The sequence below is a fragment of the Polaribacter ponticola genome (assembly GCF_026191475.2).
Lineage (GTDB): Bacteria > Bacteroidota > Bacteroidia > Flavobacteriales > Flavobacteriaceae > Polaribacter > Polaribacter ponticola.
Map to the genome: position 1 here is coordinate 139,158 of NZ_JAOSLC020000003.1, position 23,793 is coordinate 162,950.

General features: G+C 25.9%; 28 protein-coding genes and 1 tRNA gene. 9 read left to right on the top strand and 20 right to left on the bottom strand.

Features of this window, described 5'->3' with window-relative positions; genetic code table 11:
* Positions 1-21: 21 nt before the first annotated feature.
* Positions 22-495, top strand: coding sequence for a Dps family protein (locus N5A56_RS05375; protein WP_265724564.1), 474 nt, complete (start codon positions 22-24; stop codon positions 493-495).
* A 51-nt stretch (positions 496-546) separates the two neighbouring features.
* Here the strand turns inward: N5A56_RS05375 and N5A56_RS05380 are convergent, their stop codons facing one another.
* Genes N5A56_RS05380 through N5A56_RS05395 form a run of 4 tightly spaced genes read right to left on the bottom strand, consistent with a single transcriptional unit; the run spans position 547 to position 3,113 of the window.
* On the bottom strand, positions 547-852 hold the full coding sequence (locus N5A56_RS05380; RefSeq protein WP_337994823.1) for an acyloxyacyl hydrolase: 306 nt from the start codon (positions 850-852) through the stop codon (positions 547-549).
* Positions 783-1,184, bottom strand: coding sequence for a hypothetical protein (locus N5A56_RS05385; RefSeq protein ID WP_265724565.1), 402 nt, complete (start codon positions 1,182-1,184; stop codon positions 783-785). The genes N5A56_RS05380 and N5A56_RS05385 overlap by 70 nt, the downstream gene beginning before the upstream one ends.
* A 24-nt stretch (positions 1,185-1,208) precedes the next feature.
* Positions 1,209-2,096, bottom strand: coding sequence for a 3-hydroxyacyl-CoA dehydrogenase family protein (locus N5A56_RS05390; protein WP_265724566.1), 888 nt, complete (start codon positions 2,094-2,096; stop codon positions 1,209-1,211).
* Between the two features lie 39 nt (positions 2,097-2,135).
* Positions 2,136-3,113, bottom strand: a complete 978-nt coding sequence (locus N5A56_RS05395) for a Gfo/Idh/MocA family protein (protein WP_265724567.1) — start codon at positions 3,111-3,113, stop codon at positions 2,136-2,138.
* A gap of 117 nt (positions 3,114-3,230) precedes the next feature.
* Between N5A56_RS05395 and N5A56_RS05400 the strand changes: the two genes are divergently transcribed.
* Positions 3,231-3,872: a protein-L-isoaspartate(D-aspartate) O-methyltransferase gene (locus N5A56_RS05400; RefSeq protein ID WP_265724568.1), complete on the top strand. Its 642-nt coding sequence runs from the start codon at positions 3,231-3,233 to the stop codon at positions 3,870-3,872.
* An 11-nt stretch (positions 3,873-3,883) separates the two neighbouring features.
* Here the strand turns inward: N5A56_RS05400 and N5A56_RS05405 are convergent, their stop codons facing one another.
* The 3 genes from N5A56_RS05405 to N5A56_RS05415 all read right to left on the bottom strand — a co-directional run bounded on the left by N5A56_RS05405 (position 3,884) and on the right by N5A56_RS05415 (position 5,626).
* Positions 3,884-4,309 carry a DUF2147 domain-containing protein gene (locus tag N5A56_RS05405; RefSeq protein WP_265724569.1) on the bottom strand — a complete coding sequence of 142 codons (426 nt, stop codon included), beginning with the start codon at positions 4,307-4,309 and terminating at the stop codon, positions 3,884-3,886.
* 104 nt (positions 4,310-4,413) lie between these two features.
* Entirely contained in the window at positions 4,414-4,941 is a 528-nt protein-coding gene (locus N5A56_RS05410) for a KdsC family phosphatase (protein ID WP_265724570.1), read from the bottom strand.
* A complete protein-coding gene (locus tag N5A56_RS05415; RefSeq protein ID WP_265724571.1) occupies positions 4,931-5,626 on the bottom strand; it encodes a Rossmann-like and DUF2520 domain-containing protein in 696 nt (231 codons plus the stop codon). The genes N5A56_RS05410 and N5A56_RS05415 overlap by 11 nt, the downstream gene beginning before the upstream one ends.
* Before the next feature lie 74 nt (positions 5,627-5,700).
* Between N5A56_RS05415 and N5A56_RS05420 the strand changes: the two genes are divergently transcribed.
* The 4 genes from N5A56_RS05420 (at position 5,701) to N5A56_RS05435 (ending at position 8,155) form a co-directional block, all read left to right on the top strand.
* Positions 5,701-6,858 carry a trans-sulfuration enzyme family protein gene (locus N5A56_RS05420; RefSeq protein WP_265724572.1) on the top strand — a complete coding sequence of 386 codons (1,158 nt, stop codon included), beginning with the start codon at positions 5,701-5,703 and terminating at the stop codon, positions 6,856-6,858.
* A gap of 35 nt (positions 6,859-6,893) precedes the next feature.
* On the top strand, positions 6,894-7,610 hold the full coding sequence (gene bshB1 / locus N5A56_RS05425) for a bacillithiol biosynthesis deacetylase BshB1 (RefSeq protein WP_265724573.1): 717 nt from the start codon (positions 6,894-6,896) through the stop codon (positions 7,608-7,610).
* 53 nt (positions 7,611-7,663) lie between these two features.
* Positions 7,664-7,739: transfer RNA gene (locus N5A56_RS05430), tRNA-His, on the top strand.
* A gap of 89 nt (positions 7,740-7,828) precedes the next feature.
* Positions 7,829-8,155 (top strand): hypothetical protein, encoded by a 327-nt coding sequence (locus N5A56_RS05435; RefSeq protein WP_265724574.1) that lies wholly within the window; start codon positions 7,829-7,831, stop codon positions 8,153-8,155.
* On the opposite strand, the gene N5A56_RS05440 is transcribed toward N5A56_RS05435, so the two are convergent.
* The 10 genes from N5A56_RS05440 to uvrA form a co-directional block, all read right to left on the bottom strand.
* On the bottom strand, positions 8,144-8,599 hold the full coding sequence (locus N5A56_RS05440; protein ID WP_265724575.1) for a hypothetical protein: 456 nt from the start codon (positions 8,597-8,599) through the stop codon (positions 8,144-8,146). The two genes, N5A56_RS05435 and N5A56_RS05440, sit on opposite strands and share 12 nt — an antisense overlap.
* 53 nt (positions 8,600-8,652) lie before the next feature.
* Positions 8,653-9,402 carry a LytR/AlgR family response regulator transcription factor gene (locus N5A56_RS05445; protein WP_265724576.1) on the bottom strand — a complete coding sequence of 250 codons (750 nt, stop codon included), beginning with the start codon at positions 9,400-9,402 and terminating at the stop codon, positions 8,653-8,655.
* A complete protein-coding gene (locus tag N5A56_RS05450; protein ID WP_265724577.1) occupies positions 9,402-10,136 on the bottom strand; it encodes a sensor histidine kinase in 735 nt (244 codons plus the stop codon). Before N5A56_RS05450 ends, N5A56_RS05445 begins: the two co-directional genes overlap by 1 nt.
* A gap of 337 nt (positions 10,137-10,473) precedes the next feature.
* Positions 10,474-11,373 carry a two-component regulator propeller domain-containing protein gene (locus tag N5A56_RS05455; RefSeq protein WP_265724578.1) on the bottom strand — a complete coding sequence of 300 codons (900 nt, stop codon included), beginning with the start codon at positions 11,371-11,373 and terminating at the stop codon, positions 10,474-10,476.
* Between the two features lie 76 nt (positions 11,374-11,449).
* On the bottom strand, positions 11,450-12,016 hold the full coding sequence (locus tag N5A56_RS05460; RefSeq protein WP_274270256.1) for a hypothetical protein: 567 nt from the start codon (positions 12,014-12,016) through the stop codon (positions 11,450-11,452).
* 263 nt (positions 12,017-12,279) lie between these two features.
* Positions 12,280-12,540 (bottom strand): hypothetical protein, encoded by a 261-nt coding sequence (locus N5A56_RS05465; RefSeq protein WP_274270257.1) that lies wholly within the window; start codon positions 12,538-12,540, stop codon positions 12,280-12,282.
* 328 nt (positions 12,541-12,868) lie between these two features.
* Positions 12,869-13,900: a sensor histidine kinase gene (locus N5A56_RS05470; RefSeq protein ID WP_274270258.1), complete on the bottom strand. Its 1,032-nt coding sequence runs from the start codon at positions 13,898-13,900 to the stop codon at positions 12,869-12,871.
* 197 nt (positions 13,901-14,097) lie between these two features.
* Complete coding sequence (locus N5A56_RS05475; RefSeq protein ID WP_274270259.1) at positions 14,098-14,832, bottom strand: hypothetical protein; 735 nt, start codon at positions 14,830-14,832, stop codon at positions 14,098-14,100.
* Positions 14,833-14,935: 103 nt separating this feature from the next.
* The gene (locus N5A56_RS05480; protein WP_265724581.1) at positions 14,936-15,646 is read right to left on the bottom strand and encodes a response regulator; all 711 of its coding nucleotides are present in this window, start codon (positions 15,644-15,646) and stop codon (positions 14,936-14,938) included.
* A 40-nt stretch (positions 15,647-15,686) separates the two neighbouring features.
* Positions 15,687-18,476: an excinuclease ABC subunit UvrA gene (uvrA, locus tag N5A56_RS05485; RefSeq protein WP_274270260.1), complete on the bottom strand. Its 2,790-nt coding sequence runs from the start codon at positions 18,474-18,476 to the stop codon at positions 15,687-15,689.
* Between the two features lie 212 nt (positions 18,477-18,688).
* Here uvrA and N5A56_RS05490 point away from each other — a divergent pair, with 212 nt between their 5' ends.
* Positions 18,689-19,276, top strand: coding sequence for an RNA polymerase sigma factor (locus N5A56_RS05490; RefSeq protein WP_265724582.1), 588 nt, complete (start codon positions 18,689-18,691; stop codon positions 19,274-19,276).
* 417 nt (positions 19,277-19,693) lie between these two features.
* Here the strand turns inward: N5A56_RS05490 and N5A56_RS05495 are convergent, their stop codons facing one another.
* Positions 19,694-20,350 (bottom strand): endonuclease III domain-containing protein, encoded by a 657-nt coding sequence (locus N5A56_RS05495; RefSeq protein WP_265724583.1) that lies wholly within the window; start codon positions 20,348-20,350, stop codon positions 19,694-19,696.
* A gap of 111 nt (positions 20,351-20,461) precedes the next feature.
* On the opposite strand from N5A56_RS05495, the gene bcp reads away from it, so the two are divergent.
* Positions 20,462-20,914, top strand: coding sequence for a thioredoxin-dependent thiol peroxidase (gene bcp, locus N5A56_RS05500; protein WP_265724584.1), 453 nt, complete (start codon positions 20,462-20,464; stop codon positions 20,912-20,914).
* On the opposite strand, the gene N5A56_RS05505 is transcribed toward bcp, so the two are convergent.
* Complete coding sequence (locus N5A56_RS05505; protein WP_265724585.1) at positions 20,911-21,537, bottom strand: response regulator transcription factor; 627 nt, start codon at positions 21,535-21,537, stop codon at positions 20,911-20,913. The genes bcp and N5A56_RS05505 overlap by 4 nt on opposite strands.
* Positions 21,530-23,350, bottom strand: coding sequence for a sensor histidine kinase (locus N5A56_RS05510; protein WP_265724586.1), 1,821 nt, complete (start codon positions 23,348-23,350; stop codon positions 21,530-21,532). Before N5A56_RS05510 ends, N5A56_RS05505 begins: the two co-directional genes overlap by 8 nt.
* 76 nt (positions 23,351-23,426) lie before the next feature.
* Here N5A56_RS05510 and N5A56_RS05515 point away from each other — a divergent pair, with 76 nt between their 5' ends.
* Positions 23,427-23,756: a LuxR C-terminal-related transcriptional regulator gene (locus N5A56_RS05515; protein ID WP_274270261.1), complete on the top strand. Its 330-nt coding sequence runs from the start codon at positions 23,427-23,429 to the stop codon at positions 23,754-23,756.
* Positions 23,757-23,793 lie beyond the last annotated feature (37 nt).

Below are 23,793 nucleotides of genomic sequence, written 5' to 3' on the forward strand. Positions count from 1 at the left end.
TTGTAATAAAAAACAAATAAAATGAATAAAAATATATTAGGTTTAGACAAACAAGAAACTGCAAATTTAGTGTTAGAATTGAATGGGTTATTATCAAATTTTCAAATATATTATCAGAATTTAAGAGGTTTGCATTGGAATATTAAAGGAAAAAACTTTTTTGAATTACATGTAAAATTTGAAGAATTTTATACAGATTCTCAAGTTAAAATTGATGATATAGCTGAGCGAATTTTAACTTTACAAGGCAAACCTTTACATACATTTAGCGATTATTTAAAAAATGCTTCTGTGCCAATAGGTAAGGATATTTCTAATGATGTTGAGGGCGTAGAATTGGTGGTAAGCTCGTTGTCGGAATTATTAAAAATTGAAAGAATAATTTTAGGGATTTCTGATGATGCTAATGATGAAGGAACAAATTCTATGATGAGTGATTTTATTGCAGAACAGGAGAAAACAATTTGGATGTTAAATTCTTGGTTGGGTAAATAAATAAAAAATTTTTGAAAATTAAAAAAGGGACTCTTTAGAGTCCCTTTTTTATTATATAAAATATGAAAAACCAATTTCTAGGCCTAAAATATTATATCCATCATTGGGTAGTTGAAAATTTAAGTTTGAAACATGTCCAAAATTAGTTCCAAAATAAATAAAAGAGTTTTTAAAAGAATGATGAGAAAAACCTATAGAAAAATTCTCTATAAAAGTAAATCCTTTAGCTACTCTTTCTGTTCTTTTATTAATGTATGAAAATCCTAAACTTATAGTTCCTTGTAATTCTAGTTTTTTACTAATTCTTTTTTTGTAGCAAATCCAAATTCTAAAGCTAATAAGTTTATGTTTTTTAATTGAGTAAACTCTTTTCTTTTTTCTAAATAATCTTCTTCATTTGGTAAAACATACTGTTCATTTATTAATTGATGTTTTATAAATTGAACTTGTGGTTGTAAAATTAATTCAAAATTGAGATTTTTCCAGTTTCCTAGTTTATAAAATGCTTGTCCTTTAAATGTACTTGTAGAATAGGTATAATCAGAATCATCAAAAATAAAATTCTCATTTGTTCCAAAGTTTACTAGAATACCAATTTTACTTGGCTTAAAAGTATTCTTATTTTTAACTTGACTATAAAAGTTAGTAGCTAAAAAAACTACAATCAAAATAAATAACTTTTTAATCATTTTTTAGTTTTAACCTATAGATTATTATTTAAACATTTTTGCAACTTTTTCAGCTTTTCTACTTTCAGAATAATCATAAAATCCTTCACCAGATTTTATTCCTAATTTACCAGCATTTACCATGTTAACTAATAATGGACAAGGAGCGTACTTAGGGTTTTTAAATCCATCGTACATAACATTTAAAATAGATAAACATACATCTAAACCAATAAAATCTGCTAATTGTAATGGTCCCATTGGATGAGCCATTCCTAATTTCATAACGGTATCTATTTCGGCTACGCCTGCAACACCATTATATAATGTTTCTATAGATTCGTTAATCATTGGCATTAAAATTCTGTTTGCTACAAAACCAGGGTAATCGTTAACTTCAACTGGAATTTTATTTATTTTTTTACTTAAATCAACTGTAAAATCCATAACTTCATCAGAAGTGTTATAACCTCTAATAATCTCTACCAATTTCATAATAGGTACAGGGTTCATAAAATGCATTCCAATAACTTTTTCTGGTCTTTTGGTAACACTTGCAATTTGAGTAATTGATATAGACGAAGTATTTGTAGCTAAAATTGTATCTTCTGGACAAACTTCATCTAATTCTTTAAAAATTTTAGCTTTTAAAGAAGAATTTTCTGTAGCAGCTTCTATTACTAAACTTGCATATTGTACACCTTCTTTCATAGAAGTGTATTTGGTTATATTACCTAAAGTTCTTTCTTTGTCAGATTCAGATATTTTACCTTTACTAACCATTCTGTCCAAATTTTTGGTAATGGTAGCTATTCCTTTATCCAGTGCAGCTTCAGAAATATCTATTAATTGAACATTATAATCGAATTGAGCAAAAGTGTGAGCAATTCCATTCCCCATGGTTCCAGCACCAATTACAGCTATGTTTTTCATTCTATTTTATTTAAAATTAATTATTTAAGATAAGTGTTGTTATAAGTTAGCATCGGTTTTAAAACTATCAATAACCCATTGAGCTATTCTTAAAGCTTCTGTACCGTTACTTAAAGTAACAACAGGTGTAGTATCATTTACAATTGCATCTGCAAAAGTTTCTAATTCGTCTAAAATAGCATTGTTATTTACTACTTCAGGATTTTCAAAATAAATTTGTTTTTTTATTCCTGCATCATTTTGTAAAATCATAGCAAATTCACCTGGTTTTTCTGGAGCATCTTGCATTCTAACAACTTCTGCCTCTTTGCTTAAGAAATTTACAGATATGTAGGCGTCTTTTTGAAAAAAGCGTGTTTTACGCATGTTTTTCATAGAAATTCTACTAGCAGTTAAGTTGGCAACACAGCCGTTTTCAAATTCAATTCTAGCATTAGCAATATCTGGTGTTTCAGAAATTACAGATATACCACTTGCATGTACATTTTTAACTTTAGATTTTACAACCGATAAAATTATATCTATATCATGAATCATTAAATCTAAAACTACAGGTACATCAGTTCCTCTAGGGTTAAATTCTGCTAACCTGTGTGTTTCTATAAACATAGGATTCTGAATCATGTCTTTAGCTGCTATAAAAGCAGGATTAAATCTTTCTACATGTCCAACTTGCCCTTTAACGTGGTATTGACTTGCTAAAGTTCTAATAGTTTCTGCTTCGGTTACCGTTTTAGTAATAGGTTTTTCAATAAAAATATGACGTCCTTTTTCAATGGCACTTTTTGCACAATCAAAATGAGATAAAGTTGGTGTTACAATATCTACAACTTCTACAGCGTCTATTAATTCTTCAATAGAATTAAACAGTTTGTAACCATATTCTGCAGCTACTTTTTTTGCGTTATCAGTAAATGGGTCAAAAAAACCAATTAACTCGTATTTTTGTGATTCTTGTAATAAACGTAAATGAATTTTTCCTAAGTGACCTGCACCTAAAACCCCAACTTTCAACATAAATTATTGTTTTATAGTATTTTCTGATTTTAAAAATCAGACAAAAACAAAGATACAATTTTATAGGAATCTATTTAGAATTATTAGTATTTTTAGCCTCTAGAAATCTATAGAGTATTGAAAGACACAGCAAAACATCAAGGGCTTAGAAATCAATTAGCTAACGTATTAAAAGCAAAAGGTATTACAGATGAGAATGTATTAAATGCTATAAAAAAAATACCTCGTCATTTATTTATCGATTCTAGTTTCGAGTCACACGCTTATCAAGATAAAGCTTTTCCTATTGTTGCAGAACAAACGATATCGCAACCTTATACTGTTGCTTTTCAATCTCAAACCTTAAGCATAAATAAAGGTGATAAAGTTTTAGAAATTGGTACAGGTTCAGGATATCAAACAGCTGTTTTACTTGAGTTAAAAGCAGAAGTTTATTCAATAGAAAGACAACACGAGTTGTTTAAAAAAACATCTTTGTTTTTACCAAAATTAGGTTACAAACCTAAAAAATTTATTTTTGGAGATGGTTATAAAGGCTTACCTGAACAAGCTCCTTTTGATAAAATTATTGTTACAGCAGGAGCTCCTTTTGTACCGAAACCTTTATTAGCTCAATTAAAAGCAGGAGGTATGTTGCTAATTCCTGTTGGAAATGATACTCAAATAATGACATTGTTTATAAGAAAATCTGCTAAAGAATTTGAAAAACATGAGTTAGGAGATTTCGCTTTTGTACCTATGCTGGAAGAAAAGAATTAAGATATTTAAAATTATTCTGCTCTTTCCCAATATGCGGTTTTTCCTAATAAAGAAAACCCCATGTAACCTCGTATTTTTAATTTATTTGAAGTTTCTAACTTAATATAACATTTGTAAATTTTTCCACTCCTTGGATCTAATATTTTACCTCCAGACCATTCATCATCATCTTTTTCTAATCCTGTTAATATATTTAAGCCTAAAATAGGTTTGTCTTTGTTTTTACCATTACATAATTCACAAAGAGCATTTTTTCTTTCAGGATTTGTAATTTCAATAATTTTAGCAAATGCTTTTCCGTCTTTTTTATAAACTTCAATTACGGAATCAACTTGTCCAGTTTCGTCATTTTTGGAATTCCATTTACCAAATATTTCTTGAGAATTTATGGATAGATTAATTGTAATTAAAAGAACTGTAAATATTATTTTTTTCATTTGAAATAAGATAGAAGTTAAAATATTAAATATACTCTTTTATTCTGAGTTTTCTAAAGCATCTAAATGTTAAAAATTTAGGTGTTTTTTTGCATATTAACTCCTTAGTCATATTTAGCGTTAAAATTATTTTCCCATTTTCCTTGTACTCTTAAAATTTGCTCTATAATATCTCTTACACAACCTTCTCCACCTTTTTTATATGAAATATATTTTGAAATTCCTTGAATTTCTGGTGCTGCATCATTAGGGCAACAAGGTAAACCAACTAACTTCATTACAGGGAAATCTGGAATATCATCTCCCATATACAATACGTTTTTAGGTTCTAAATTATATTTTTTTACTAATTCATTATATTGTTTAATCTTATCGTGTGCACCTAAATAAATATCTGTAATACCTAAATTAGCTAACCTAGTTCTAACACCTTCATTATTTCCGCCAGAAATAATACATATATTTAAACCCTTATCTACTGCAGTTTTTAATGCATACCCATCTTTAATATTCATGTGTCTTATTAATTCTCCATCGGGCATAATTGTAACCATACCATTTGTAAGAACACCATCTACATCAAAAATTAAAGTATTTATATTTGGTAATAATTGTTTATAGCTAATTTCCATTTTGAATTGATTTTGTTAGTATTTTATAAATTTCTTGTTGATCATCATTCAACAAGTTTAAGTGATTATTAATTGTTTTTTGATCTTTTCTAATTGCCGGACCTGTTTGAGCGTTCTTTGGGTCTAATTGTTCAATTTTTAATGATGTCTCTTTAATTAATGGTAATAAAATTTCAAAAGGAACATTATTTTGTTTGCAAATATCATTTCCAATTTTATATAAATGATTAGTGAAATTATTAACAAAAACAGCTGCAACATGTATTGTTTTACGTTGTTTAGAGCTAATTGAGTATACCTTTTGCCCAATAGAAAGAGCCAATGTTTTTAGTAAATTATAATCTTTTTCATTTTCTGCTTCTAAGCAAAAAGGTATTTCAGAAAAATCTATTTCTTTATCTATTGAGAAAGTTTGTAACATATAAAAAACACCTTTATTGTATTTGTTTTTTAAATCATTTAAACGAACACTTCCAGAAGTATGAACAACAAAATTATTTTTAATTTTAGATGATACTTCAGCAATTACATCATCAGAAACTGCAATAATAGTTATGTCTGCTTTGGGAATTTTACTTAAATTTCTAGAGCTTATTTGTAAAATATTAATTGCTTCTGCTTTTAAAAAAGCATTATATAAATGAGTGGCTACATTTCCTTTTCCAATAAGTAGAACTGTTATCATTTAAGCGAAGATATTGAAAAACTTTATATGATTAGATTTGCTTTTACTAAATTAGCAGCTATAACATAATAATAATGAAAAATATAAAAAAGTTTGGTATAAATACTATTTGTGCACATGTTGGAGAGGTAAAAGACGAACAATTTAAAGGAGCGGTTTCACCTATTTATATGTCAACTTCATATGCTTTCGAAGGTGTTGATATTAAAAGATATCCTAGATATTTTAATACACCAAATCAAGAAATGCTTTGTAAAAAAATTGCTGCATTAGAAAAGACTGATAGTGCTATGATTTTTGGATCTGGAATGGCAGCAGTAAGCACAGCTTTATTAGCTTTTTTACAAAAAGGAGATCATATAATCTTACAGCAAACACTATATGGAGGTACTTATAACTTTGTGGTTGAGGAGTTTGAGAAATTTGGAATTGAATATTCTTTTACAAAAAGTTTATCAATAAAAGATTTTGAGAAAGAGATTAAGAAAAACACGAAAGTTATTTATATAGAAACACCTTCTAATCCACTATTAACAATTACTGATATGAAAGCAGTATCTAAATTAGCAAAAGCTAAAGGTATTGTAACAATGATTGATAATACTTTTGCAACTCCTATAAACCAAACTCCTATAGATTTTGGAATTGATATTATAATTCATTCTGCAACTAAATATATGGGTGGTCATTCAGATATTTTAGCAGGAGCTGTTGCTGCTTCTGAAGAACATATTTTAAGAATTTGGAATATAGGTAAAAATTTAGGCGGTAGTTTAAGCGATTTTACTGTTTGGATGTTAGAAAGAAGTCTAAAAACTTTAAATTTAAGGGTAAGACAACAGAATAAGAATGCATTAAAAATGGCAAAGTATTTAGCGGTAAACCCTAATGTTTATCACGTATATTATCCAGGTTTAAAAGGTCATACAGATTATAAATTAGCTAAAAAACAAATGAAAAATTTTGGAGGTATGCTTTCTTTTGAACTAAAAGAAGGAATTGATGCTATGGAATTCCAAAATCATTTAAAGTTAATTAAACCTTCGATGAGTTTAGCCGGAGTTGAAAGTACAATGTTAAGTCCAACTCAAACTTCACATTCATTATTATCATCAGAAGAAAGGGCAAAACAAGGAATAAAAGATGGATTAATTCGTTTTTCTGTTGGAATCGAAGAAACCAAAGACTTAATAGCAGATATTGAGCAGGCAATTAAAAAATGTAATAAGTAAATCAAAACATTTTTTTTGATTTTTAAAAATATAAAATGAAATTAGACATATTAGCGTTTGGAGCTCATCCAGATGATGTAGAATTAGGTTGTGGAGCAACAATTGCAAAAGAGATATCTTTAGGTAAGAAAGTTGGGGTAGTAGATTTAACAAGAGGAGAATTAGGTACTCGTGGTTCTGCAGATTTAAGAGATTTAGAATCGGAAAATGCTGCTAAGGTTTTGGGAATTACTGTTAGAGAAAATTTAGGTTTTGCAGATGGTTTTTTTATAAACGATAGAAAACATCAATTAGAAATTATTAAAATGATTAGAAAATATCAACCAGATATTGTTCTTTGTAATGCAATTGATGATAGGCATATTGATCATCCTAAAGGAAGTAATTTAGTTTCAGATGCTTGTTTTTTAAGTGGATTATTAAAAATAGAAACTGAATTAGAAGGAGAGTCTCAACAAAAATGGAGACCAAAGCAAGTATTCCATTATATACAATGGAAGAATATTAAGCCAGATTTTGTTGTAGATGTAACAGGTTTTATAAATGTTAAAGAAAAAGCTGTTTTAGCATATTCTTCTCAATTTTATGACCCTAATAGTAATGAGCTAGAAACCCCAATTACAAGTAAAAATTTTATTGAGAGTATAAAATATCGTGCTCAAGATCTTGGAAGATTAATTGGTGTTGATTATGCAGAAGGTTTTAATACAGAACGTTACGTTGCTGTAGAAAATTTAAGTAAATTAATTTAATATTTTTCTTTTTATAAAAGGAAAAATAATTATATTTGCACCCGCAATTATATGGTGGTTGTAGCTCAGTTGGTTAGAGTATCGGTTTGTGGTACCGAGTGTCGCGGGTTCGAGTCCCGTCTTCCACCCAAAATGTAAAGTCTTCTCAGAAATGAGAAGACTTTTTTTGTTTATGAAAAAATAGATTTGTAAATTTAGATTTTATAAACCCCAATAACATGACACTTCAAAGAAAATTAATGCTAAAAATTGATGAATTCTGTGGAATTCAATCTCTCATAACTTTTTTAGAAAAATTTAAGAATACAGTAAATGAATCTGATAAAATTTATTTTAACAACATTATAGATTACTTTTCTCTATTCTATGAACAAACCATTCCTGTAGAAAAACATGCTGTAGAGTTTAGAGAAGCAACTTTAAAATCTATTGCTGTTTTAGAAAGTTATAATAAAGATAAAAATTGTGAAACCTTAAATTTTTTAATAAATTTAATTTCTTACAAATTAGAAGCGGTATCAAATATTAAAGGGTTAGCCTCGTAACTTTTTGCTCTCTTTTTTATTAAGTTGGGGGACTAGCTTAGAGTTATCTTGGTCTATTCGACGAAGAACATTTTTTGCGTTAGTTTTCTTAACATACTCTTCAATATTTGAAATTTTTTGATTTAACTCTAGAGAGAGTTTTTCAAAATGCTTCTCTATTATATTTTGTATTTGGTTTTCTAGAGAGATTGAACTCTCTGGTTTTAGGTAACTGTTGTTTTTATATTTTCCAATTCCGGTAATTAACCAAATAGGATCTATAAAACTAATATGATCTATAATTCCAAATAAAATAGCTTCATTTGGCTTTTTCTTAAAGTTTATTACTGCGCTTACTAATTGTTGAGAAACACCAATAGTTTCAGAGAATTGTCTCTGATTTAATCCAGAATCATTAAAAACTCTAATAATTCTTTCAGCTCTATCTTGATGTTTTTGAGTCATTATTAATTGTTAAATATATTCAAATGTAGTGAAAATTTACTACAAATTGTAATTTATAAATTGTTTAACATTTCTATAACAATATTTTTCTTTCTAACAGATACAGGAATATTACTATTGTTTTTTAATATTATATAGCCTCCATCAGATTTAACAAACTCTTTTATAAATCTAATATTTATTAAATGGCTTTGATGAACTCTTATAAATTGGTGCTCTTTTAGCAAGTCTGCATAATACTTAAGTGTTTTAGAAACCAATATTTTTTGCCCATTTTCTAAATAAAAAGTTGTGTAATTATTATCTGATTTACAACGTATAATGTTAATTAGTTCAAATACAAATATTTTTTCTGATGTATGTAAAGATATTTTTTGATTATTTGTGATTGATTTATTTATAGATTCTTGTAATACAGTTAGTTGTTCTTTGTTTGGAGTGATTTGTTTTTTAGCTTTTGAAATAGAATCTGCTAAGTCATTATATGAGTATGGTTTTAATATATAATCAATTGCAGCAAATTTAAATGCCTTAATTGCATATTCATCACTAGCGGTTACAAATATAATTTTAGACTTTAAGTTAGGTACAATTTCTAATAGGTCAAAACCAGTTCCGTCTCCTAGCATTATATCTAAAAATATAATATCTGGTTCTTGTTGCTGTAATAATTTTGCAGCTTCTATAACACTACTTGCTTTTCCGATAATATCAATTTCTGGATGATTTTTTTGTATATCATTGCATAACATTTCTAATGCATCTGGTATGTCATCTACTACTATTGATGTGAGTTTTCCCATTAATAATCTGTTTTTAAAGGAATTTTAAACCAAACTTTAGTACCTTTTATTTTTGTAGCCTCTACAACTTCATTTATTAAAAATGAATTTTTAGTAGATATTTTTTCTATCCTTTCTTTAGATACTTTAATGGCTATTGAAGAATGATTTTGGTTTTCTTTTTTTGATTGATTGAAACCTATTCCGTTATCTATAATTGTGCAATTTAAAAAATTATGAATTACATCAAAATTAACATCAATTTTGCCTTCTTTATTTAATTGAATTCCGTGTTTAATACAGTTTTCTATAAAAGGTTGAATTAACATTGAAGGAATTAATATTTCTTCTGGATCTATATTATTTAAATTTGTATGTATTTGAAATGTAAATAATTTAGAACTCATATTCTGTTCTAGCTCAATATAGTTTTTTAAATAATCTATTTCTTCTTGTAAACTAATTTCTTCTTTTCTAGAGTTATTTAAAATACTTCTAAGTAGAACTGAAAATTGTGATATAGTTTTATTCAATTCATCGATTTTTCCGGTATTTCCAAGCGCTTTTATTCCATTTAAAACATTAAATATAAAATGCGGATTCATTTGCAATTGAAGTGCTTTTTGCTCTAAAGTAAGTAGATGATTTTCTTGTTTTAGAGCACTAATTCTGTCATTGCTAATTTTCTTGTTTTTTTTGATGTAAAAATCTACCAATACATAACAAACAAATAGAAAGGAAATAAATGAGATCATGATAAACCAAGTTTTTTTATAAAATGGTTTATCAATAGTAAATGAAATAGACTTTTTTTTACTTAAATTATTGTAAATTTTAGACTGTATTTCTAAATTATAAACACCAGGGTTTAAATTTGGAAATTGAATAATATTGTTTGCAGACCAATTTGAAAAGTTATTATTTAGCCTATATCTGTAATTTATTTTATTTGGTTTTTTAAGGTTAACGGTTTTGTATTTAATAGAAATGTTATTTTCTTCTGGAGAAAATAATATGTTCTTTTTTAAGCTTAAAACAGAATCTATGCTTTTATGATTAATTAAAATTTCTTCAAAATAAACTATTGGTTTTTTAGAAATAGACTTTTTGGATTGATTTTTTTATTTGATATAATCCATTATTACTAGCAATCCATTTTGTGTTTTGTTTGTCGTTAAAAACAGTAAATACAGCATTGGTTTTAAGTGAATTATATTTATTAATTTTTTGTTTGAAAGTAAAGGAGGGGAGTGAATAGATTTCAATTCCGTTTAAACTAGAACTTAACCAGATTTCGTTATCAATTTTTTTAACAGATGTACTATTATTACTAGTTTTAATATTGTTAATTTTTAAATCTTTATCTAATATATATAAACCATCATTAGTAGAGGCAGCAATAATTTTAGTATTAAATTTTATTAGAGAACTTATGTTTGTAGTAATAATTTTATCAATTTTATTTGGATGGTTTAATTTATTTAGTTTCCATAAACCCTTATTAGTAGCTACATAATAAAAGTTATTTGTAAATAGAATATCGTTAATTATAGAAAAATCTATTTCTGTATTAATTTTAAGGGGTTGTAAATAGTTTTCTGTTAATTTATAAATGCCTTGTTCGGTTGCTACAATAATAGTATTGTTAAAAACCTTTATTTTTATTACTTTTTTAGAATCATAAAAAAGCTCTTTAGAATTATTTTTAACAAATAATCCATTATCTAAACCAGCATAAACAATGTTTTTGTTAATAGTTAAACAGTTCGTTTTTAATGTATTAATTTCATAAAATTTTATACCATCAAATTTTAATAAACCATTATTTGTTGCAATCCATAAATAGCCAATTTTATCTTGTGAAATATCGTTTATTACATTGCTAGATAATTCATGATCAATAGTAAAGTGTTGAATATTATTTTCTTGCGCTTGAATTTTAATAAGCAAAAGAAAAATAATAATAATTTTTAATTTTCTAACTATTTTCATAAAACAAACTTACTAATTAAAACCTCATTATACTGTTATTAGTATAATGAGGTTTATAAAACTACCTTTCCTTTTTTTAATTCATTGCATATAAACGTTTGTTATTAGTATCTGGTTGTATATGCTCTAACTCTCCATATTGTTTAATTAAGGGTTTTAAAACAACCAAACCAGTGGTTTTTCCTTTAATTGTTAGCTTACTATTTTTTAAGTTCCAAGTCCATCTAAATTTTTCTAAAGGAATATTTAATTTTTTAATTTCTAAGTATAAACCCTCTTGCTGTTCTATAAAATCCATAACTTCTTCTTCAAATTCGAAAGTAGGTACTTCATCATCAGAATTATGATAGTCTAATTCAAACTTAACAGGGATCGTAAATTGTGTTGTATATGCTTCGCCAACAAATCTCTCTTCTTCATTATTAAGTGCATCATACCAATTGATATCTTTTTCTTCAGGATATTTTTTAGCAATTTCTTTTGATAAATCAACTTTACCAGGAGAATATGCAGTTGGATAAAAAATATAATGAGGTTTTGCTAAATAATGTTTTGTAAATTCACCATTAAAGATAGAATAATAAGGAGAGGCAACTACATTTGGCAATTCGTCAGCACAAAAAGCATCTTTAAAAGTATCCATCAACTCTTTGTTTTCACCTAATCCATTAGCGTGAAAAATAATTTTGGAATTTCCATTTACGCTTTCATTTAAAATTGGTAAAATTCCTTTTGTAACACTTCTTCTTAAAGATTCTGTAGTTATTTTTTCGCCATTAATAACTGTTTCTAACGTTAAGCCTTTATAAGGATTACTTTTGTTTACAATATGAATTTCTCCATAAGGATTTTCAGATTCATTTTTATTTAGCCAATTAATTATTTCTTCAAGCGAGTATTTATCTTCTATAATGTCATATTTTTTTCTTTAAAATAAGCTCTGGCATTTTTGTAAAATATCTGATTTCCTTTATCATATCCTGTAATAAAAACGATAGGGTTTCTAAAGGCGACTTTTTCATTTACATTGTGTGCAAGGTTTTGATCAGCTTGAATTGTTTTTGTTTCCTTCTTTTTTATTTCCGATGTTTTATTACAACTTACAAAAGAGATTGATACTAAAATTACATAGGCTACAATAACTGAATTTCTTAATGATTTGTTCATGATTTCTGTTTTTAAGTGTTAATACACTGTAAAAATAGAACTAGATTAAAGTAAAATTTTGGCTGTTTTAGAATTCGTTTAAAATGAATTAGAATTCGTAAAATAATCCAAATTGAATTTTTATTTAAATTAAAAAAGTAAGTGAGAATATTGATTAAAAAAATAAACCTTGCATTAAAAAAATAATACAAGGTTTGTAAATAGATATTGAGGTTGGGGGAAATTTTATAATTACACTATAAATTTAATGATCTAATGTTTAATTTATTTTTTTTGTTGTAAAACACTTAAAATTGTAAGTGAAGCATTTATTTTTTGAAGTTTAAGATTAAGAGATGTTCTTTTTGTTTGTAAATCCGAACTTAATATTCATACCATCAATAGATGAAATAATAGCTTCATCACCTAATTGATTAACTAATCTTAAAATCAATTTTAATCCAATAGACTTGGTTTTGTCAACTTCTTCATTATTAAATCCTTTTCCATTATCAGAATAAGAAAAACTATAGGTATCATCATTCTTAATGATAGAAATTGAAATAAGGTTTTGACTATTTTTAGTAAAAGCGTATTTAAATGAATTTGTAATAAGCTCATTAATAATTAAACCTAAAGTTGTTTTGTTATCACTGTTGATATAAATGTTTGGCTTTATATTTATATTGAATTCAGCTTTAATTTCTGGGTTTATGATAGAGCTAATTAAATAATCTTTTAAAGTTGTTACATAGTTATATAAATCTGTTTCATTGAGTTCGTTTTTATTGTAAAAACTATTATGAATTTTAGATAAAACTTTTATTCTATTTGCAGCAACTGTAAAATGTTTTTTAGATTCTTCCTCTTTAATTTTAGATGATTGTAAAGAAAGTACACTACTTATCATTTGTAGATTATTTTTTACTCTATGATTTAGTTCTTTTAGTAATATTTTGTTTTTATTTAAAGCTAATTCTAAATTATTCTTTTGATCTAAAATTATTTTTTGAGCTTTATTTTTATTGATATAAAAATAAATTAATACTAATAAAAAAATAAATATAAAAACTGCCAAAAGCGATAAAACTTTTACCTTAAATGAAGAACTTGATTCTTTATCTTCTAATACTTGAATTTTATATTTATTTGATATTAAATCATCTTCAAATGAAAAAAAATCAAGTAGCTCAGTTTTCTCTTTTTTAGTATGGTTTTTATAAATAGAATCTGTTATATATAAATGTTTTTCATTGTAAAATATTGAAGAATCTTTTTTGTAAAACTTATTGTAATATTCACTTTTTATTCTATAAAGTCTTACTTTGTTTTTCTTAAATTTATTGATATAAAAGTTAGCTTTTTTAGGTTTATTGGTCATTATATAACACAAAGCTAATTCTTCCCAAACCTTATCTGAACCTAAAAAACTCTCACTACTATAAAGAATTTCAGATTCTTTTATTTCATTTAAAAATAATGGAATAGCTTCTTTATATTTTTCTTGTTTTAAGTAGCAAGAAGCAATATTACCATTTACTAACCCAATCCAAAAAGCAATTTCTCCTTTTTTATAATTTATATCTTCTTTTTTTGAAGTTCAAGTAATTTTAAAGAAGTTTTATAATTAATTAATGCAGAATCAATTTTTTCTCCATACATCTGATAAACACCTACATTATTATAAAATTGAGCTTTATTAAATAAATCATTTTTTAAAAATTCTTTAGAATTAAAATGGTTGTTTTTTTTATAAGATTTTAAAGCTTGGTCATATAAACCCATTTTAAAATAAATTTTATGAAAAAGAATTTGTCCTGAGTTACATCTTTTTAATTTTTCTTTATTGATAAAAACAATACCAGTATTATTACCATAAACTGAATAACAATTTTCTATTATAATTAATAATTGACACATTTTATCATCGTCAACTAAATTATTATTTTTAGAGTAAGATTCTAAACCAAATCTGATGGCTTTGTCAATTTCATTATTATTTTGATATAAACTCAATAATATAATATCGATATAATAAATATCTTTGTCATTCTTGTTTTGCTCTTTTAAAAATTCAAAATATTCAATTCTCTTTTTAATAGGTATTAATTTTTCTGTTTCTTTGAAGGCTATTGTCTTATAGTAAAAATTATGCTTATTTATTAATCCTTTAATTCCTTTTAATTCATTAAATTTATTTGAAGCGTTATTTTTTGAATTTTTATATTGTGAGTAAGTTTTATAATTAAAGTTTATTATTAAAAATAAAATAACGAATAAAAGTTTTAAAAAAGAAGAAGAGTGCACTTTCATTAATTTTTTAATGGTTTGTTTATTTTATAAATGTAATTATGAAAATACTGAATATATATTTTTCTGAAATATTTATGTTGTAAAACTTCTTAAAATTGTTGTATTAATTTATAAGAGATTTTAAATAAGGTTTAAATTCTTTAGAAACAGTAATTTGTTTATCATTTATAAAAACATAATTTAAATTAAATGTTTTTACATTGTTTATATTAATAATATGTGATTTATTACATTTATAAAAGTTGGAAGGTAGTTCTGTAAGAAAACTTTTTAAAGTGTTTCTAATAAGGAATTTATCATTCTCTATAGTATAAATTTCTAAATAGATATTATCAGATTTAACATAAGAAATATGATCCGTTTTTACTTTATGATATAAATTGTTCTTCTTTAAAAATAAATGATCTTTTTTATTTTGATTATGATCTACCTTTTCTTCAATATAATTAGTTATAGCAACTTCAATTGAGGCATATATTGTATTGTTATCAAAAGGTTTTACTAGATATGCAGAAGGTTTTGTTTTGGCAGCAATGTTTATAGTTTGATCATCTAAATTTGAAGTTACATAGATAAAAGGTACTTGTATATATTGGTTAATATAATTTGCAAGATCTAAACCAGTTTTTTCTGTAGCTAAATCTATATCAATTAAAACTAAATCTACCCTATTTTTTTCTAAAAAAGAGACTGCTCTTTCATAAGAAATAACATTGCCAATAACATTATAGCCAAAACTTTCAATGATCTGTTCTAAATCATCAGCTATAATAACATTATCTTCTACAATTAATATTTTAAAATTGGTTTGCAAGGGAATTTAATTTATTCCTTTAAAGTTAAGAAAAAAATAATTAAACTAACTTATCTTTCAAATATTTTGAGGTAAATGAAAGATTATTTTTACTCAAATCTTCAGGAGATCCTTGAAAAATAAGATTCCCACCATTTTTACCACCCTCTAAACCTAGATCAATAATATAATCTGCACATTTAATGAGTTCTATATTATGTTCTATTACAATGATAGAATGTCCACGTTCTATTAATGCATTAAAAGATTTTAATAATTTTTTAATATCGTGAAAATGTAAACCTGTAGTTGGTTCATCAAAAATAAATAAAGCTTTGTCTTTTGTATTTCCTTTTACTAAAAATGAAGCCAATTTTATTCTTTGTGCTTCACCACCAGAAAGAGTAGAAGAAGATTGTCCTAAAGTAACATAGCCCAAACCAACATCTTGTAAAGGTTGTAATTTTTTAGCAATTTTAGTTACCAAATTTTCAGAGAAAAATTCTACAGCATCATCAATAGTTAGATTTAAAATATCGTCTATAGATTTTCCATCAAATTTAACCTCTAAAACTTCCTTTTTAAAACGTTTTCCATTACAAGTGTCGCATTCTAAATGTACATCTGCCATAAATTGCATTTCGATGGTAACTTCACCTTCACCTTTACAAACTTCACAACGTCCACCATCTACATTAAAAGAAAAATGTTTTGGCTTATAGTTTCTAATGTTTGATAATTTTTGATTCGAAAACAAAGATCTAATATCATCATAGGCTTTAATGTAAGTAACAGGGTTAGAGCGAGAAGAACGCCCAATAGGGTTTTGATCTATAAATTCTACATGTTTTAAGGTGTCAAAACTTCCTTTAACTTCTGTGTGCTGACCAATTTTATCTCCAAAACCATTCAGTTTTTTTTGCATGGTTGGATATAAGATATTTTTTACCAATGTACTTTTTCCAGAACCAGAAACTCCTGTAATTACAGATAAACAATTAAGTGGGAAAGTAACATTTACATTTTTTAAATTGTTTTCTCTAGCTCCAATAATTTCAATTTTATTTTTTGAAGTTCTTCGTTTTCTAGGTACTTCAATTTTTAAATCTTCATTTAAATATTTAGCAGTTAAAGAATTTGATTTTAAAATTTCTTTAAAATCACCTTCAGCAACTACATGACCTCCAAAAGTTCCTGCTTCTGGGCCAATATCTATAATATAATCTGCTTCTTTCATGATATCTTCATCATGCTCAACAACAACTACAGTGTTTCCTAAGTCTCTTAAATCTTTTAAAACACCAATTAATCTTTCGGTATCTTTTGGGTGTAAACCAATACTTGGTTCGTCTAATATGTACATAGAACCTACTAAAGAACTACCTAGAGAAGTTGCTAAGTTTATACGTTGACTTTCTCCTCCAGAAAGTGTATTTGAAGTTCTGTTGATGGTTAAATAGGAGAGACCAACATCAGTTAAAAATTGCAAACGATTATTTATTTCTGTTAGTAAACGTTTTCCAATTTTCTCTTCGTATTTGTCTAGTTTTATGCTTTTAAAGAAAACTGCCAATTCATCTAAAGGCAATGAAACCAATTCTGAAATTGTTTTCTCATTTATTTTTACAAACTCAGTTTCATGTCTTAAACGTTTTCCATTACAAGAAGTACAATTTGTTTTTCCGCGATAGCGAGAAAGCATTACTCTATTCTGAATTTTGTAACTTTTTTCTTCTAAAACGGTAAAGAAATGATGGATTCCGTTAAAAGATTTATTCCCGTTCCAAACTAGTTCTTTTTGTGTTTCTGTAAGTTGAAACCAAGGTTTATGAATAGGAATATCAAATTGGTATGCTACCGAAATTAATTCTTCTTTATAATGTATATATGAAGGTGTTTTAAACGGAAAAATACAATCTTCCATAATAGATAAACCTGTGTTTGGTATTACTAAATCTTCATCAATGCCAATTACATTTCCATAACCTTCGCAAGTTGGGCAAGCACCATACGGATTGTTAAAACTAAATAAATGCGTATTAGGCTCTAAAAAAGACATGCCGTCTAAATCGAATTTATTGCTAAATTCTGCAACTTTATTGTCTTCTAAGTTTTCTATAAAACAAATTCCCTTTCCTTCAAAGAAAGCAGTTTGTACAGCATCTGCTAATCTGTTGTAAAAATCTTCATCATCTTTGGTTACAATTCTATCAACGACTAAAAATAAAGGTTCGTTTTTAAAATCTTCTAGAGGAAAAGCTCCAATTCTATATACTTTATCATTCCATTTTAAACGTGCATAACCTTGTTGTTCTAATACTTGTAAAAGTGTTTTTAAATCACGATTTTCATCAATAACAATAGGTGCAAGTAGTAATAATTTTGTTTTATCATTAAATTCTTTTACAAATTTAACTACATCAGAAACCGTATCTTTTTTTACTTCCTTACCAGAAATAGGAGAGAAGGTTTTACCAATTCTAGCGTATAATAATTTTATATAATCGTAAATTTCTGTACTTGTACCTACTGTAGATCTAGGGTTGGTAGAGTTTACCTTTTGTTCTATAGCAATTGCAGGTGCAATCCCTTTTATAAAATCTACTTTAGGTTTATGCAACTTGCCTAAGAATTGACGAGCGTAGGAACTTAAGCTTTCTACATAACGTCTTTGACCTTCTGCATATAAAGTATCAAAAGCTAAAGAAGATTTACCAGAGCCAGAAAGCCCAGTAATAACTACTAATTTATTTCTAGGTATTACAACATCAATATTTTTTAAATTGTGCAGTTTAGCACCTTTTATAATGATGTTTTCTTTCGGGTTTACAGTAGAAATATCAGTTTTCATTTTTAAGAATATAAGTGATAAAAATACCACTAATTTAATCGATGAAAAAAAGTTTGAGATTGATTTTGTTAAAAAATTTGTTATTTTAAAAATAAATTCTATATTTGATTACTTAAGAATCACAAAATTAGACGCATATAGATAAAAATTACTTTTTAAATTATTAATAGTTTTAATAAATTAGAAGAACACTTGTTCTTCGAAAAGTAATTATGGTGCAGAAAAAAATAATTTCAGATAGTACACTTGTAAGTGATTATATTAAAGGAAAAGAAGCCTCTTTAGGAGTTCTAATAAAAAGACATCAACAAAGATTATTTAGCTTTATTTATAGTAAAGTACAAGATAGAGATATAACAGAAGATGTTTTTCAGGATACTTTTATTAAAGTAATTAGAACTTTAAAAAAAGGAAATTATAATGAAGAAGGTAAGTTTTTGCCTTGGGTTATGAGAATTGCTCATAACTTGGTTATAGATCATTTTAGAAAAACAAATAGAATGCTTTCTTTTAAAAATACAGATGAATTTGATATTTTTTCTGTTTTAGGTGATGGAAGCCTTAATGCAGAAAAACAATTGATACAAGAACAAATTTTTTCTGATGTTAGAGAGCTTATTAAAGAGTTACCAGAAGAGCAAAAAGAAGTTCTAGTAATGCGTTTGTATAAAGATATGAGTTTTAAAGAAATTAGCGAAAATACTGGTGTTAGTATTAATACAGCTTTAGGTAGAATGCGTTATGCTTTAATAAATATGCGTAAGTTAATAGAGAAACATAAAATTATTTTAGTGGATTAACAATAAAAGTAATTTAGTATCGTTAGTAATTTATAACCAGTCTATTAAATTAACTATATGATGCAAATTTACTTTAAAAAGTCTTCTGATTTTCAGATGAAACCTAAACAAGAAACAGTTCAATTTTTGATTAATTTTTCCAAGTCGTTAACTATTGTAAGAACCAAATCAAAAGATTTCATTGAATTGAATTTGAATTAAGAGAGGAAAAAGCTTCAACTAATGTTGAGGCTTTTTTTATAAATTAAATTTATTATTTGGCTGTTACCTTAAAAGGTCGGGCTTTACACTATATCTTTTTTTCATTCCTCAAAAAAGGATGTCGTTTCTATCCCTAACGCACATTTTTGCCAATAAATAGATTTTAACTAGTTTTCAGAATTTCTAAAAATTTAAGAACCTATACTGTCTAAAAAACTATTTTTTACCTTTATAATATTCATCTAAAACTGTTTTTCTACCAATAGTTTTTGTAATAATATCCTTATCTAAACTCCATCCTCTTGCTGGCGAATATTCTCTTCCGTACCAAATAATTTGTAAATGTAAATCGTTCCATAATTCTCTTGGAAACAAACGTTTTGCATCTTTTTCGGTTTGATTTACGTTTTTTCCGTTTGTTAAATTCCAGCGCCACATTAATCTGTGAATATGTGTATCAACAGGAAAAGCAGGAACTCCAAAAGCTTGACTCATTACAACACTCGCTGTTTTATGACCTACAGCTGGTAATTCTTCTAAGCCTTCAAAACTCTTTGGTACTTCACCGTTATATTTTTCAATCAAAATTTTAGACAAGCCATATATTCCTTTGCTTTTCATTGGCGATAAACCACAAGGTCTAATTATTTCCTTAATTTCTTCTATCGTCATTTTAACCATATCAAAAGGATTATCCGCTTTAGCGAACAATAAAGGAGTAATTTTATTTACACGAACATCTGTACATTGTGCAGATAATAAAACAGCTACTAAAAGTGTGTAAGGATCTTTATGATCTAAAGGAATCGGTATTTCTGGATACTTTTCTTCTAAAGTGTCTATTACAAATTGTACTTTTTCTTGTTTGGTCATTTTATGGAGTTGCAAAGTTTACAAGTTGCAAAGTTACAAAGTAATATTTAGGTTTTATTTTAAACTTTGTTACTTACTTGCTTTGTACCTTTGTAACCAAAATATAAAATAATGACATCACTAAAAATAGGAGATAAAGCTCCACAGTTTGAAGCAAAAGATGAAAAAGGAAATACTGTAAAATTATTAGATTATACAGGAAAAAAACTAGTGTTATTTTTTTACCCAAAAGCAAGTACACCTGGTTGTACAAATGAAGCTTGTGATTTAAGAGACAATTATCAATCTTTTTTAGCAAAAGGATATGATGTTTTGGGCGTAAGTGCAGATTCTGCTAAAAGACAGCAAAATTGGATTAATAAACACGAATTACCTTTTCCTTTATTAGCAGACGAAGAGAAAGTAGTTATAGAAGCTTTTAATGTTTGGGGGCCAAAGAAATTTATGGGAAGAGAATATGACGGAATACATAGAACTACTTTTGTTATAGATGAAAATGGTGTTATTGAAGATGTTATATTAAAAGTAAAAACAAAAGCACATGCTGCTCAAATTTTAGACTAAGAAATAATTAAGCCATTTTGAATTCCGAATTTTAATAATTCAGGAGTGTTTTTGGTATTAGTAATTTCGAATAAATCTCTTTTATGAGATTTTAAAGAGCTTTCAGAGATATTTAATGTTTCTGATAGCTCTTTTTCTTTTTTATCAGAATGGATATAAAGAGCTTGTAAAATTTCTAATTTTCTTTTTGTAAAAGTGTAATTACCAATTTTAATTTTTGAAGAACAAGGTTCAGTTACAGATAAATCGTTGTGAAAACAACTTAAAATTTCATCTTTAAAGTTATTTAAATCAGTATCTTTTCCTAAAAATAAATCTACCCCATTTCTATAAGCTTTATCTTTTATAAAGCTATTATTCATTGTAGTTAATGCAATTATTTTAAAACTACTGCTTTTAAGTTTTATTTTGTTAATATTATCTAAAGAGCTTTTACCATTAAAATTTATATCTAATACTAAAATATCGAATTTATGATTAGCAGTAAAATTAATTAAGCTTTCTAGAGTAATAAATGTATTAATTACGTTTAACTCTTTATGAAAGTTTAAACTATCTTTTAAAGCATCACAAAAAAACCGATTATCATCTGCGATAACTACATTTATGGGTATTTTATTCATTTTTTGGAATTGTAATTAAAATATTAGTACCTAAATTATTTGAGTTAATATTAATTTTTGCCTTTATCTGTTCTACTCTCTGTTTAATATTATTTAACCCAAAACCTTTTTTAGTTATAGAGTTGGTATTAAAACCAATTCCGTTATCATTTACTTCTAAAATAATTTCATTTACACTATCTTGTTTTATATTTATTTTTATTTCTGATGCTTTAGAGTGTTTAATTGCATTTGTAACTAGTTCAGAAATAATACGGTACAGATGTAAACACTTTTCTTGTGATAGTTGACTGTTTATAATTGAAAAATTATGATTAATTGTACTATTAGAAAGTTGATTTAGTTTTTCGCAAAACTCAATTAAATTTTCTATAAAATTTTCTGAGTTTACTTTTGGAGCATATAAACTGTTTAGCAGATAGCGGTAATCTTTGTAAAAAGCATCTAAGATTTCTTGTACCTTTTCTGGAGTGTTATCATTTTTTTGCAATAAGCGTAGTTTTAAAGCTTCTAAATAACCACCAAAAGTATCATGAACATTACTTACTAATTCGTTACGCTCATTATGTTGGTTTTTTAATAAATTGTTTTGAAAATTAGTACGTAATTTTAAATTTTCTTGTTTAAGTTTTATTGCTAATATTCTTTCTTTTATAATTTTACTTAAAATATAATAGGTAATTAATACAGTTTCTAAAACGGCTGTTAAGTATGAGAAGTTTTCTATAAAAAAAGCTTTTTGTATAGAGATAATTGGTGTTGGGTTTATAGATAAATGAATTAAACCAAAAAGCATAGACAGAAAAAATGCAAGACCTAAATATAACGGAATTACTTTTTGGAAAATTAATATAAAGTGTGCGATTACAATTAAAATAGCTGCAATTCTAATTGGTATCCAAAACCAATATAAATTAAATTGCATATCATTAAATATAAATTTTATAAATAGCATTATTAGTACTCCTAATGTGCTAAAAATTGCAATCTTAAGAAGAGATTTTGCAATTGATTTCTTTTTAGGAAAAGGATAAAATTGCAGGAAAAATAATGCGCCAAATAATACAATTAATGCTTGTGTTATTGTTTTTAAATTATGAAAAAGAAAGGGGTAATTGTATAATAAATCGTTATACCAAATGCCTTTAAAAATTAAAAAATCAGTAATTAAAAAAGTTATATAACCTAAATACCAAAGCATGTTAAATTGCCTTTGTACAGCAAAAAAGATAAAGATAATTAAGCCTAAAATAATTAAAAATGTACTTATTATTACATTGTAATTTTTATCTATTTGTGTAAACTTTAAAAAATTATTGCTATTAAGAAGTAAAAATTTAAAATTAGATAAATGCCTATCATTATCGTTTATTTGAATAAAAACATCAGTCTTTAAATTGTTTTTTTCTAGTTTCCAAGTTGGTAATCTAAAGTGAATTTTTCTATTTTTTAAAGGCTTATATCTTTTATGATTATGAAGAGTTTCATACTTATTATTAGCAACAAGATAAACCATTCCTTTTTTTAGATAACTGTTCCAAAGAATTAAATGTAAATCTTCTTTTAAAGAGTCTATTTTAAAATGAAGCCATGTATTTTCAGCATCTTTTAAGGTGTAAAAAACTTTTTTATAAATTGGTTTTGTAAAGTTTCCTTTTTCATATTCTTTAATTGCAGAATTTATTGTTAAAGAATCGCTTTTAAAATTAAGCATTTTAATTTCATTTTGAAATTGATGAGAAATATCATTTTCATAAACAGTACATGCATTAATTAAAAATAAAAGGAGTAATAGTTTTATAGTCTTTTTCATAGGTAAAAATACCATACTAAAGTATGGTTTTTTTTATGAGTTCAAATTAATTTTGTTAAAGAAAAGAATTATTACTATGGGAGTTAAAAAATTATATGATTACACTACATTAAAACCTATTGATAATAAATACAGAATAGATGATAAGGAAATCCCTATAAACCTTATTGAAGATTTTTTACGTTTTTATAATTTAGGTTTAGAAGATTTAACTGAATTAGCTAAATTTTCTAAAAATCTTTTATTAGAAAAGCAATTCATAAAAAATAATACCGCAAAATTCAACACATTAACCAATAAGGAAGTAGAAGTTTTTAATCTAGTTGTTAATGGTTATTCTTCTAAAGAAATTGGAGAACTATTATTTATAGAAGCAACAACTGTTGGTTGTCATAGAAAAAAATAAAACAAAAACTCGATCTAAAATCTCATTTTGATTGGTA

Bases quoted from the DNA above. Each gene is read 5' to 3' on its own strand.
- N5A56_RS05375 (WP_265724564.1), top strand. From the start codon at position 22: ATGAATAAAAATATATTAGGTTTAGACAAACAAGAAACTGCAAATTTA.
- N5A56_RS05385 (WP_265724565.1), bottom strand. From the start codon at position 1,184: ATGATTAAAAAGTTATTTATTTTGATTGTAGTTTTTTTAGCTACTAAC.
- N5A56_RS05390 (WP_265724566.1), bottom strand. From the start codon at position 2,096: ATGAAAAACATAGCTGTAATTGGTGCTGGAACCATGGGGAATGGAATT.
- N5A56_RS05395 (WP_265724567.1), bottom strand. From the start codon at position 3,113: ATGTTGAAAGTTGGGGTTTTAGGTGCAGGTCACTTAGGAAAAATTCAT.
- N5A56_RS05405 (WP_265724569.1), bottom strand. From the start codon at position 4,309: ATGAAAAAAATAATATTTACAGTTCTTTTAATTACAATTAATCTATCC.
- N5A56_RS05410 (WP_265724570.1), bottom strand. From the start codon at position 4,941: ATGGAAATTAGCTATAAACAATTATTACCAAATATAAATACTTTAATT.
- N5A56_RS05415 (WP_265724571.1), bottom strand. From the start codon at position 5,626: ATGATAACAGTTCTACTTATTGGAAAAGGAAATGTAGCCACTCATTTA.
- N5A56_RS05420 (WP_265724572.1), top strand. From the start codon at position 5,701: ATGAAAAATATAAAAAAGTTTGGTATAAATACTATTTGTGCACATGTT.
- bshB1 (WP_265724573.1), top strand. From the start codon at position 6,894: ATGAAATTAGACATATTAGCGTTTGGAGCTCATCCAGATGATGTAGAA.
- N5A56_RS05435 (WP_265724574.1), top strand. From the start codon at position 7,829: ATGACACTTCAAAGAAAATTAATGCTAAAAATTGATGAATTCTGTGGA.
- N5A56_RS05440 (WP_265724575.1), bottom strand. From the start codon at position 8,599: ATGACTCAAAAACATCAAGATAGAGCTGAAAGAATTATTAGAGTTTTT.
- N5A56_RS05445 (WP_265724576.1), bottom strand. From the start codon at position 9,402: ATGGGAAAACTCACATCAATAGTAGTAGATGACATACCAGATGCATTA.
- N5A56_RS05450 (WP_265724577.1), bottom strand. From the start codon at position 10,136: ATGATCTCATTTATTTCCTTTCTATTTGTTTGTTATGTATTGGTAGAT.
- N5A56_RS05455 (WP_265724578.1), bottom strand. From the start codon at position 11,373: ATGAAAATAGTTAGAAAATTAAAAATTATTATTATTTTTCTTTTGCTT.
- N5A56_RS05460 (WP_274270256.1), bottom strand. From the start codon at position 12,016: ATGGATACTTTTAAAGATGCTTTTTGTGCTGACGAATTGCCAAATGTA.
- N5A56_RS05465 (WP_274270257.1), bottom strand. From the start codon at position 12,540: ATGAACAAATCATTAAGAAATTCAGTTATTGTAGCCTATGTAATTTTA.
- N5A56_RS05470 (WP_274270258.1), bottom strand. From the start codon at position 13,900: ATGACCAATAAACCTAAAAAAGCTAACTTTTATATCAATAAATTTAAG.
- N5A56_RS05475 (WP_274270259.1), bottom strand. From the start codon at position 14,832: ATGAAAGTGCACTCTTCTTCTTTTTTAAAACTTTTATTCGTTATTTTA.
- uvrA (WP_274270260.1), bottom strand. From the start codon at position 18,476: ATGAAAACTGATATTTCTACTGTAAACCCGAAAGAAAACATCATTATA.
- N5A56_RS05490 (WP_265724582.1), top strand. From the start codon at position 18,689: ATGGTGCAGAAAAAAATAATTTCAGATAGTACACTTGTAAGTGATTAT.
- N5A56_RS05495 (WP_265724583.1), bottom strand. From the start codon at position 20,350: ATGACCAAACAAGAAAAAGTACAATTTGTAATAGACACTTTAGAAGAA.
- bcp (WP_265724584.1), top strand. From the start codon at position 20,462: ATGACATCACTAAAAATAGGAGATAAAGCTCCACAGTTTGAAGCAAAA.
- N5A56_RS05505 (WP_265724585.1), bottom strand. From the start codon at position 21,537: ATGAATAAAATACCCATAAATGTAGTTATCGCAGATGATAATCGGTTT.
- N5A56_RS05510 (WP_265724586.1), bottom strand. From the start codon at position 23,350: ATGAAAAAGACTATAAAACTATTACTCCTTTTATTTTTAATTAATGCA.
- N5A56_RS05515 (WP_274270261.1), top strand. From the start codon at position 23,427: ATGGGAGTTAAAAAATTATATGATTACACTACATTAAAACCTATTGAT.